Here is a 2,686-nt window from a genome sequence, read left to right as displayed (position 1 = left end):
ACTGGCCACTGCTCAACGCCCTGCTCAACACCGCCAGCGGCGCGACCTGGGTTTCGTTGCATCACGGCGGCGGCGTCGGCATGGGCTTCTCCCAGCACTCGGGCATGGTGATTGTCTGCGACGGTACCGACGAAGCCGCCGAGCGTATCGCGCGCGTGCTGCACAACGACCCGGCGACCGGCGTGATGCGTCATGCGGATGCGGGCTACCAGATCGCGATTGATTGCGCCAAGGAGCAGGGTTTGAACCTGCCGATGGTCAAGTAAACCAGGCAGGCAGTTGCACCCTTTGCTTCATGGACGTCGGGCAGGTTGAGACGGATTTCAAGGTTCCGGTGCTTTATGTGTTTTCGGTAGGAGTGACTTGATGAGTCTCATGCAGATGCTCAGTTTTGGCGACACGGGTTGGGGGATGGCCTTGCTCAAGGCCGCCCTCATGACCGTGTTGTTGACCCTTGCGGCGCTGGTGGTCGGTGCGCTGGTCGGCAGCCTGGTGGCCATGGCTAAGCTTTCCAAAAAGCGTGCCTTGCGATACCTGGGGGATGCCTATTCCATCCTGTTCCGGGGGATTCCGGAGCTGTTGGTGATCTACCTGTTCTATTTCGGCGGTGCCAGTGTGGTGACGGCCGTCAATCACTGGTTTGGCGGTGAAGGCTATGTCGATGTCCCGCCGTTCATGGTGGGGGCCATCGCCGTCGGATTGATCTCGGCGTCGTATCAGGCTGAGGTCTATCGCGGTGCCTTTATCGCGGTGGCCAAGGGTGAGCTTGAGGCAGCACTGGCGATCGGCATGAACCGCGCAACGCGGATTCGCCGGGTGCTGATCCCGCAGATCTGGCGGTACGCGCTGCCGGGCCTGGGCAACGTCTGGCAAATGAGCCTGAAAGACTCCGCGCTGATTTCGGTGATTGGCCTGGTGGAACTGATGCGCGCCAGCCAGGTGGCGGCGGGTTCCACGCGCCAGTACTTCACGTTCTACATCGTCGGCGGCGTGTGCTACCTGATTCTGACCGGGCTTTCGGGCCGTCTTTTCAATATTGCCGAAGCGCGCGTACAGCGTACGCAGCGGCGCAATCCTGCACAGTCGTGAGAAGGGACCGTTTGCCATGATCGATTTCGCCTTTCTTGCCGACACCATGCTCAAGTTGCTGGGTGCCTTGCCCATCACCCTGGCCTTGTTTTTTTCGTCCCTGACCCTGGGGTTGCTGCTGTCGCTGGGCGTGGTGTCCATGCGCGTCAGCCGCTGGCCATTCCTCAGCTACCCGGCGCGTTTCTACATCATGCTGTTTCGCGGCACGCCGCTGATGATCCAGATGTTCCTGATCTATTACGGCCTGGGGCAGTTCCCGGCGATTCGCGACAGCTTCCTGTGGGTGGTGTTGAGGTCGCCTTATGGCTGCGCCGTGGTCTCCCTGGCGCTGTGCACCGCCGGTTACACCGCTGAAATCATTCGCGGTGGCCTGCTGAGCGTGCCTCAAGGGCAGATCGAAGCGGGGCAGGCGGTAGGCATGGGGCGTTGGACCCTGCTGTGGCGAGTGATCGGCCCCGTCACCTTGCGCCAGGCGCTTCCGGCCTATTCCACCGAGGCCATCTTGCTGGTCAAGTCCACCGCGCTGGCCAGCCTGGTCACCGTGTGGGACGTCACCGGCGTGGCGCAACAAATCATCCAGCGTACCTACCGCACCATGGAAGTGTTCATTTGTGCGGCGTTGATCTACCTGATCCTGAATTTCCTGGTGGTGCGTGTGGTGGCCTGGATTGAACATCGTCTGTCGCCCCATCTGCGTGAGCGGCCGAAAGACGTGCCGGTCAAGCAAACCCCCGAACCTATTTCTCATTCCTGATTGCAGCGGAGCTTGTCATGAGTACTCAGATTCAGAGCGCCCTTACGGTTAACAACATTCACAAGGCTTTCGGTTCGGCACAGGTTCTCAAGGGGATTTCGCTTGAGGCTCACAAAGGTGACGTGATTTCCATCCTCGGTGCCAGCGGTTCGGGCAAGAGCACTTTCCTGCGTTGTATCAACCTGCTGGAAACCCCGGACGAGGGCAGTATTGTGCTCGACGGCGAAACCATCGAGCTCAAGCGCCAGCGCAACGGTCGGTTGTTGCCTGGCAGCACGCGGCAGGTGGAGACCATGCGCAGCAAGCTGGGCATGGTGTTCCAGAGTTTTAACCTGTGGTCGCATATGACGGTTTTGCAAAATGTCATCGAGGGGCCGATGCGGGTGCTCAAGCGTTCGAAGGCCGAGTGTGTGGAGGAAGCTGAGCAACTGCTGCACAAGGTGGGGCTTTATGATCGCCGTGATTATTACCCGGCGCATTTGTCGGGTGGGCAGCAGCAGCGGGTGGCGATTGCCCGGGCGTTGGCGATGAACCCGCAAGTAATGTTGTTTGATGAGCCGACGTCGGCGCTGGACCCGGAGTTGGTGGGGGAGGTGTTGCGGGTGATGCGGTCGCTGGCCGAGGAAGGGCGGACCATGTTGGTGGTGACCCATGAGATGGGGTTTGCGCGGCATGTGTCCAATCGGGTGGTGTTTATGGCCAATGGGTTGATTGATGCCCAGGGCACCCCGGCGGAGTTGTTTGAGGGGTTGCCGACGGAGCGGTTTCGGCAGTTTGTATCGAGTCATACGCAGCGTAGTGCGGAGTAGTGGAGTGTTAAAAGCAAAGGCAAGATCCAGAGCG

Annotated in this window: 3 protein-coding genes and 1 pseudogene; all 4 read left to right on the top strand. The window is 60.2% G+C overall.

Annotated features, from left to right (window positions below; genetic code table 11):
• Window positions 1-266: pseudogene (locus HX873_RS30440) on the top strand (urocanate hydratase); the annotation flags it as partial.
• Window positions 267-366: 100 nt separating this feature from the next.
• On the top strand, window positions 367-1,089 hold the full coding sequence (locus HX873_RS30435) for an ABC transporter permease (RefSeq protein ID WP_003220032.1): 723 nt from the start codon (window positions 367-369) through the stop codon (window positions 1,087-1,089).
• Window positions 1,090-1,105: 16 nt separating this feature from the next.
• Window positions 1,106-1,843 carry an ABC transporter permease gene (locus HX873_RS30430; RefSeq protein ID WP_003220033.1) on the top strand — a complete coding sequence of 246 codons (738 nt, stop codon included), beginning with the start codon at window positions 1,106-1,108 and terminating at the stop codon, window positions 1,841-1,843.
• Window positions 1,844-1,860: 17 nt separating this feature from the next.
• The gene (locus HX873_RS30425) at window positions 1,861-2,652 is read left to right on the top strand and encodes an ABC transporter ATP-binding protein (protein ID WP_003220035.1); all 792 of its coding nucleotides are present in this window, start codon (window positions 1,861-1,863) and stop codon (window positions 2,650-2,652) included.
• The last annotated feature ends 34 nt before the right edge of the window (window positions 2,653-2,686 follow it).

It is taken from the genome of Pseudomonas sp. P7758 (genome assembly GCF_013386485.1).
GTDB lineage: Bacteria > Pseudomonadota > Gammaproteobacteria > Pseudomonadales > Pseudomonadaceae > Aquipseudomonas.
The sequence above is the reverse complement of the archived record's forward strand: the minus strand, read 5'-3'. Positions and strand labels throughout refer to the sequence as shown.

Excerpts from the sequence above, each read along its gene's own strand:
- HX873_RS30435 (WP_003220032.1), top strand. The coding sequence starts at position 367 with ATGAGTCTCATGCAGATGCTCAGTTTTGGCGACACGGGTTGGGGGATG.
- HX873_RS30430 (WP_003220033.1), top strand. The coding sequence starts at position 1,106 with ATGATCGATTTCGCCTTTCTTGCCGACACCATGCTCAAGTTGCTGGGT.
- HX873_RS30425 (WP_003220035.1), top strand. The coding sequence starts at position 1,861 with ATGAGTACTCAGATTCAGAGCGCCCTTACGGTTAACAACATTCACAAG.